5 protein-coding genes are annotated in these 7478 nt (G+C 72.2%); all 5 read right to left on the bottom strand.

The annotated features are described in order from the left end of the window. Positions 1-3: 3 nt before the first annotated feature. Positions 4-1140, bottom strand: a complete 1137-nt coding sequence (gene cydB, locus ABT247_RS12040; protein WP_350741602.1) for a cytochrome d ubiquinol oxidase subunit II — start codon at positions 1138-1140, stop codon at positions 4-6. A gap of 29 nt (positions 1141-1169) precedes the next feature. Then, a complete protein-coding gene (locus ABT247_RS12045) occupies positions 1170-2714 on the bottom strand; it encodes a cytochrome ubiquinol oxidase subunit I (protein WP_350741604.1) in 1545 nt (514 codons plus the stop codon). A 405-nt stretch (positions 2715-3119) separates the two neighbouring features. Then, positions 3120-4484, bottom strand: coding sequence for an oxygenase MpaB family protein (locus tag ABT247_RS12050; protein ID WP_350741606.1), 1365 nt, complete (start codon positions 4482-4484; stop codon positions 3120-3122). A 381-nt stretch (positions 4485-4865) separates the two neighbouring features. After that, entirely contained in the window at positions 4866-6473 is a 1608-nt protein-coding gene (locus ABT247_RS12055; protein ID WP_350741608.1) for a sensor histidine kinase, read from the bottom strand. A 12-nt stretch (positions 6474-6485) separates the two neighbouring features. Then, a complete protein-coding gene (locus ABT247_RS12060) occupies positions 6486-7313 on the bottom strand; it encodes a response regulator transcription factor (protein ID WP_392895864.1) in 828 nt (275 codons plus the stop codon). Positions 7314-7478 lie beyond the last annotated feature (165 nt).

The following is a 7478-nucleotide window of genomic DNA, read 5'->3' on the forward strand; positions in this document are numbered from 1 at the left end:
GCGTCAGACCCGTTCGGCCGGAGCGCCGTGGGCGCCGTGGGCGCCGCGGGCGCCGCGGGCGTCCGAGGTGTCCGCGATGGCGGGAGCCGCGGGGGCAGTCGGGGCCGCCGGAGCCGCCGGAGCCGCGGCGGCAGCCGGCGCGTGGTGCCCGGGGATGTGCTGGACGCCGATCCGCTTGCGGAACACCCAGTACGTCCAGCCCTGGTAGAGCAGCACGAGCGGGGTGAACACGGCCGCGACGACGGTCATCAGCTTGAGCGTGTACGGCGAGGAGGCCGCGTTGCCGACGGTCAGGCTCCAACCGGGGTTCAGGGTCGACGGCATGACGTTCGGGAAGAGCACCAGGAAGAGCATCGCGACGGCGGCCACCACCGTCGCCCCGGAGAGCGCGAACGCCCAGCCCTCGCGCCCGCGCCGGTTGGCCGCCAGCGCGCCGAGCAGCGCCGCCACGGCGACCACCATCGCGACCAGGCTCCTGGTGTTGCCGCTGTGCGCCTGGGTCCAGGTCAGGAAGGCGAGGGCGAGCACGGCCGTCGCCAGGCCGGCCGCCAGGGCGGCTCTGCGGGCCCGCTCGCGGATCTCCCCGACCGTCTTGAGCGCCGCGAACACCGCGCCGTGGAAGGTGAACAGGGCGAGCGTGACCAGCCCGCCGAGCAGGGCGTACGGGTTGAGCAGGTCCCCGAGGCCGCCGACGTAGTCCTTGTGGGCGTCGATGGCCACGCCGCGCACGATGTTCGCGAACACCACGCCCCACAGGAAGGCGGGGACGAGGGAGGACCAGAAGATCGCCTCCTCCCAGTTGCGCTGCCAGCGGGCGCCGTCGCGCTTGGCCCGGTACTCGAAGGCCACGCCACGGACGATCAGGCAGACCAGGATGACCAGCAGCGGGACGTAGAAGCCGCTGAACAGGGTGGCGTACCAGTCCGGGAAGGCGGCGAAGGTGCCACCGGCCGCGGTGAGCAGCCACACCTCGTTGCCGTCCCAGACCGGGCCGATGGTGTTGATCAGTACCCGGCGCTCGGCGGTGTCGCGGGCGAGCGGCTTGGTGAGGACGCCGATGCCGAAGTCGAAGCCCTCCAGGAAGAAGTAGCCGATCCACAGGACCGCGATCAGCACGAACCAGACGTCGTGGAGTTGCATGTCAGCTCCTCAGTTCCACGTGGCGCGCGTCAGTACGCGAAGGCGAGCGGCTTGTCGGCGTCCTCGTCCGCGGACGGGCCGCGCAGGGACGGGTCCTCGGCGGGGGGCCGCTCGGTCACCACCGGGCCGGCCTTGGCGTACTTGACCAGCAGCCGCACCTCGATCACGGCGAGGATCGCGTACAGCACGGTGAAGGTGGCCAGCGCGCCGATCTGGGTGCCGATGCCGACGTTGGGGGAGACGGCGCTCGCCGTGGTCATCAGGCCGAACACCGCCCAGGGCTGCCGGCCCATCTCGGTGAAGATCCAGCCGAAGCTGTTGGCGATCAGCGGGAAGCCCATGGTCAGGATGCCGATGCGCCAGCTCCACTTGGTGAGCAGCGGCCCGAGTTCGCGCTTCGGGGTCAGCATCAGCCGCGGCACCTCGGTGTCACCGGTGCGGAACTCGGGGTGCAGGAGGAACTTCCTGCGGGTGGTCCACAGGCCGATGAGGCCGGCCGTGAAGGAGGTCATCCCGAAGCCGATCATGAACCGGAAGCCCCAGTAGGTCATGAAGACGTTGGGGATGTAGTCCTTGGGGTTGCCGCCGTGCGCGGCGGCCTCGGCGGCTGCGGTGTCGTTGATGCCGGGGACGGCGGAGCTGAAGTCGTTCTTGGCGAGGAAGGACAGGACGCCGGGGACCTCCAGCTCAACCGAGTTGTGGCCCTTGCCGACGTCGCCGACCGCGAAGATCGAGAACGGCGCGGGTGCCTGGGTGTCCCAGAGCGCCTCGGCGGCGGCCATCTTCATCGGCTGCTGCTCGAACATGACCTTGCCGAGGCTGTCGCCGCTGAGGGCGGTGCCGGCGCCGAAGACCACGGCGATGACCAGGCCGAGCCGCAGCGAGGTGCGCATCACGGCGGTCTTCCTGGGGTCGGCGGTCTCGGGCCTGCGCTTGGCCCGCCAGAGGTGGAAGGAGGCGATGCCGACCATGAAGGCGGCACCGGTGAGGAAGGCCGCGGTCAGGGTGTGGAACACGACGGTCAGGGTGGTGTTCTGGAACAGCACCTTGGTGATGTCGGTGAGCTGCGCCTTGCCGGTGGCCGGGTCGACCGCGTAGCCGACGGGGTGCTGCATCCAGCTGTTGGCCGCCAGGATGAAGTAGGAGGACAGCACGGTGCCCAGCGAGACCATCCACATGCAGGCGCAGTGGATCCGCTTCGGCAGCTTGTCCCAGCCGAAGATCCACAGGCCGATGAAGGTGGACTCGAAGAAGAAGGCGATCAGCGCCTCCATGGCGAGCGGGGCCCCGAAGACGTCACCGACGAAGCGGGAGTAGTCGGACCAGTTCATCCCGAACTGGAACTCCTGCACGATCCCGGTGACGACGCCCATCGCGATGTTGATGAGGAAGAGCTTTCCCCAGAACTTGGTCGCGTGGAAGTACTTCTCCTTGTTCGTGCGCACCCAGGCGGTCTCCAGCCCCGCCACGATGGCGGCGAGGCTGATGGTGAGCGGCACGAAGAGGAAGTGGTAGACGGTGGTGATGCCGAATTGCCATCGCGCGATGGTCTCGTGAGCGATTGCCAGGTCCACGTCGCCCTCTCTCCAGCCGGCCCGTTCGGGCGTTTCAGGACAAACTCCAACGACAGCCGCAGACCGCGACCCAACGGCACAAGCTTGTCCGCTTGTGAACGTGAACACGTTCACAAGCACCAGTATCCATCATCCTTACGGCGGAAGTGCAGGTGGGGTGGGGTTGACAGGGGTGTGCCATGCGTCACGGTTTGCGCTGCGGTCCGCACAGTCTGCGGATCCGGTGGGGGTCGCGGCAACGAACGACCGGGCGGACGGCGCGCCCGTCTTGGCCGAACCGGCGCTTGACAGCCACCCGCCCCGCTCGCCTCGGCGAACGGGGCGTGCTACGCGCCGCACGGACCCGGCGCGCTTCAGGGGCCCGGCGCGCTTCACGGACCCGGGGCGGGACCCGGCGGCGCGCCGCTACGGCCGGCCGAGCAGCTGGGCGCCCGCCGTGGAGTCGGCGCGGGCGGTGAAGAACTCGCTGAAGCCCCGCAGGAACTCCTCCTCGGTGATCCGCCCGTCCCCGTCGCCGTCCAGCTGCCGGAACCCGTACGACAGCTCGGCCGGGTGGACCCTCGGGCCGCCGAACACCGCGCGGTACTCGTCGAACTCCAGGAAGCCGCTGCCGTCGGTGTCGGCCGCGGCGAAGACCTCCCGCAGCGCGGGCAGCAACCCGCGCTCCAGGTAGTCCGCGTCCCGGTCGCAGCCGGCCAGGGTGGCCGCCGTGAACTCCTCCCGGCTGACCCTGCCGTCCCCGTCCGCGTCCATCGCCGCGCGCAGCTGCTCCCACCAGTCCTCGAAGGCCCGGTACACCCGCGCCTCGGCGTCCTCGCTCAACTCCAGCTGCCAGCAGACGTTGTGCGCCATCGCCTTCAGGTCGTGCACGGTGATGCAGCCGTCGCCGGTCTGGTCGAGCACCTCGCGGAAGAACCGGTCCACCCGCGACCCGCGCGCGTCCCCGGCCGGCCGGAACCGGCGCGGCGGGCGCCGCACCTCCTCCGCCGAGCGGTAGCGAAGCCCGTCCGGCAGCAGCGGGACGACGGCCCCGACCCCCCGGTGCAGCACGACGGACAGCAGCGCGGCCCGCCGGGAGGACACCAGGCCCAGCCGCTCCCGCACCACCGGCGGCAGGTCCGCCACCGTCAGCTCCCGGATCACCCGGGCCACCGCCGCCCGCACCACCCGCCACCCCGCGTCCCCGAGGAACCACAGCCGCCGGGGCCGCGGCGCCTCGCGCAGGATGTCGTTCAACAGGTAGCGGGCCGCCTCGGTGAACTCCAGCCGCTCGCGGGCGTACCGGGCGAAGTACCGGGGCAACTCCGCCGCGCTCCGCGGCAGTTCCTCCTCGGGCAGCTCGAAGGCCGCGATCACCTCCCGAAACTCCCGGTACGCCGCCTCCAGTTGCGTCGCGTCGTACGGATCGCCGCCCAGCCGCCGCATGGCGACCACGCACTCGAACAGCGTCAGCAGCACCCACACCCTGGTCGCCGCGTCCCGCGCGTCGTACGGCCGGCCGTCCGGCAGCGTGCCCCGGATCCGCTTGTGCGACCGGTTCAGCCGCGCCACCTCCCGCCGCAGCGCCTCCGCGTCCTGGTAGAACAGCCGCCGGCCGCTCCCCAGGGTGTGCTCGACCCGCCGCCACGGGTGCGCCCGGTAGGTGGAGTGCTCCGCCATGCCCGCCCCGACGACCGGGTCGGCGGCCTGGAGCACCAGCAGGCGCCAGGCGACGAGGGCGATCCGCCACTCGGACAGGTCGCGCTTGAACGACGCGCCGCGGTCAGCCACGGGGTCCTCCCGGGATCGTCCGCGCGCTGGTCTCCGCACGGAGCCCCTCGGGCACCTCCGCGACCGCCCAGGCCTGCCACGGCGCTTGGTCCAGACCCAGGCCGGCCGGCTCGGCAACGCCCGTACTCATGAGACACCTCTTTCCCGCCCGATGGGACCGGCCCGTGCGGGCTCGCACGGGCGACGGCTGCACGGTCGCATGCGATCGAGCGGCGGACGGGGTGAACGGTGGCGCTTCACTCGATCGAGGCGTCGGAAGGCCGGAGCACGAACCGCAGGACGGGCCGGGGTCCGGTGCGGTGGGGGTCGGAGTGCGGGGGGTTCGGGGTGCGGGGGGCCGGGGTGCGGTGGGGTCCGGGGTGCGGTCGGCGGAACCGAGGCTCAGGAAGCCCGGTCGCCGTTCGCGGGCAGCTCCACCCGGAAGGTGGCTCCGGCGCCCGGGGCGGTGTCCAGGGTGAGGGTGCCGCCGTGGGCGCGGGTGAGGGCGGTGGCGATGGCAAGGCCGAGTCCGCCGCCGCCTCCGTTGTCACGGCTGCGGGAGGCGTCGACCCGGTAGAAACGGTCGAAGACCCGCTGGGCCTGTTCCTCGGTGAGGCCGGGGCCGGCGTCGGCGACCTCCAGGAGGCAGGTGCCGTCGGCTCCGCCGCCGACGCCGATCCGCACCGGGGTGCCGGGCGGGGTGTGCTTGACGGCGTTGCCGACGAGGTTGGTGACCACCTGCCGCAGCCGCGCCTCGTCGCCGAGGACGGGCGCGGCGCCGGGTGCGCCGGTGCCCGACGGGCCGGTGAGGGCGACGGGCCGGCTGGGGTCGAGGGCGGTGAGGTCGTGCAGCGCGTCGGCGGCGAGGGTGCGCAGGTCCATCGGGGCGAGGTCGAGCGGGCGTTCCTCGTCGAGCCGGGCGAGCACCAGCAGGTCCTCCACCAGGGTGCCCATCCGCACCGCTTCGCTCTCGATCCGGGTCATGGTCCGCTTGACGTCGGCTTCGGTGGGCAGTGCGCCCATCCGGTACAGCTCGGCGAAGCCGCGGATGCCGGCCAGCGGGGTGCGCAGCTCGTGCGAGGCGTCGGCGACGAAGCGCCGCATCCGGGCCTCGGATTCGGCGCGGGCGGCGAAGGCCGCCTCGATCTGGGTGAGCATGCCGTTGAGCGCGATCGACAGCCGGCCGACCTCGGTGCGCCCGGAGAGTTCGGGCATGCGGTGCGACAGCTCGCCGGCGGCGATCCGGGCCGCGCCCGCCTCGATCCGGCGCAGGGGCCGCAGCCCGGCCCGGACGGCGAAGAAGCCGAGCGCGGCGATCAGCACGAAGACGGCGCCGCCGATCGCCAGGAAGGAGGTGCGCAGCTTGTCGGTGGTGGCGTCGATGTCCTCGCGGGAGACGGCCACCATGACGTAGGTCGGGGTGGTGGCCGGTGCGGCGTAGGCGTTGGGGCCGGGCGCCGCCGTGGGCGTGGGCGTGGTGGTGGCGCCCGTCGTGGGGGTCGATCCCGTCGTGGGGGTCGGGCCCGTCGTGGGTCCGGGGCCCGGGGTGGGGGCGACGGCGCGGGGCGTCTGGAGCGGCAGCACCAGCACCCGCCAGCTGTGGTTCCCGCGCTGGTCGGGCAGGTTGAAGGGGACGTCGGAGGCGGTCCGGCTGGGGTCGAGTCCGGCCAGCTGGGGCGCCGGGTCGCTGTCCGAGACGGGCTGGCGCATGACGGCCTGGACCTTGCCGTCCGAGGAGAGGTACTGCACCAGGTACTGGCTGGGCAGGCTGATCCGCCGCCCGGTGACGGCCGGCTTGGCGATGTCGGGCGTCGTGGGGCGGCCCGGGGGCTTGCGGGACAGCGGCAGCCCGTACCGCTGGAGCTGCTCGTCCAACTGCTCGACCAGCTGGGCCCGTACGGTGCCGAGCACGAAGGTGTCGCTGACCACGAGCCCGGTGGTGACCAGCGCGAGCGCCAGGACGAGCAGTCGGGCGCGCAGCGACAACCTGGAGGAGAACCGGGCGAGCACGAGCGAGTCCGGTCAGCCCTGCGGGGGGCGGCGCAGCGCGTAGCCGATGCCGCGCACGGTGTGGATCAGCTTGGGGCCGTGTGCCGGGCCGGAGTCGAGCTTGCGACGCAGGTAGGAGATGTAGGACTCGACGATGGACAGGTCGCCGCCGAAGTCGTACGCCCAGACGTGGTCGAGGATCTGGGCCTTGGAGACCACCCGGCCGACGTTGGCCATCAGGTAGTGCAGCAGCTTGAACTCGGTCGGGGAGAGTGCGACGGGCGTGCCGGCGCGGGTGACCTCGTGGGCGACCGGGTCGAGGCTGAGGTCGGCGACGACCAGCCGGCCGTCCTCGGCGGGGCCGCCGGCCCGGCGCAGGATCGCGCGGATGCGGGCGATCAGCTCCTCCAGGCTGAAGGGCTTGGTGACGTAGTCGTCCGCGCCCGCGGCCAGGCCCTGCACCTTGTCGCCGACGCCGTCCTTGGCGGTGAGGAAGAGCACCGGCAGGTGGTCGCCGGGGTGCCCGTGGGCCGGTCCGGCGATCTGGCCGCGGCTGGTGCGCTCGCGCAGCTTCTCGACCACGGTGAAGCCGTCGAGGTCGGGCAGCATGACGTCGAGGACCACCAGGTCGGGGCGCTCGGCGGTGATCAGCTCCAGCGCCTCGGTGCCGGTCGCGGCGGAGGCGACCCGGAAGCCGGAGAATCGCAGCGAGGCGGCGAGCAGCTCGCGGATGTTCGGCTCGTCGTCCACGACGAGGAGGAAGGCCTCGCCCTGGCCCCCGGTCACGGCGGGGCCGCCCGGTGTGGTGACAGTGCCTTGCACGGGGGTTCTGCCTCCCGGTCGGACGATGACGTTCAGCATGAGGCTAGCTCTCGGAGGCTACGCGGCATGGATGAATGTTGGATTAACACCTTATCGGTCGGTTTTTGGGCGACAAGCCCCACGGGGGCTGGCTCGGTGGTGTGCGTACGGGGCCGGAGCCCCAACGTCTTCATGACCTACTGGGGCTTCCGGTTCATGATCGGC

The sequence above is a fragment of the Kitasatospora sp. NPDC001539 genome, assembly GCF_040298565.1.
Lineage (GTDB): Bacteria > Actinomycetota > Actinomycetes > Streptomycetales > Streptomycetaceae > Kitasatospora.

Coding starts and splice junctions, on each gene's coding strand:
- cydB (WP_350741602.1), bottom strand. CDS start 1,140: ATGCAACTCCACGACGTCTGGTTCGTGCTGATCGCGGTCCTGTGGATC.
- ABT247_RS12060 (WP_392895864.1), bottom strand. CDS start 7,313: ATGCTGAACGTCATCGTCCGACCGGGAGGCAGAACCCCCGTGCAAGGC.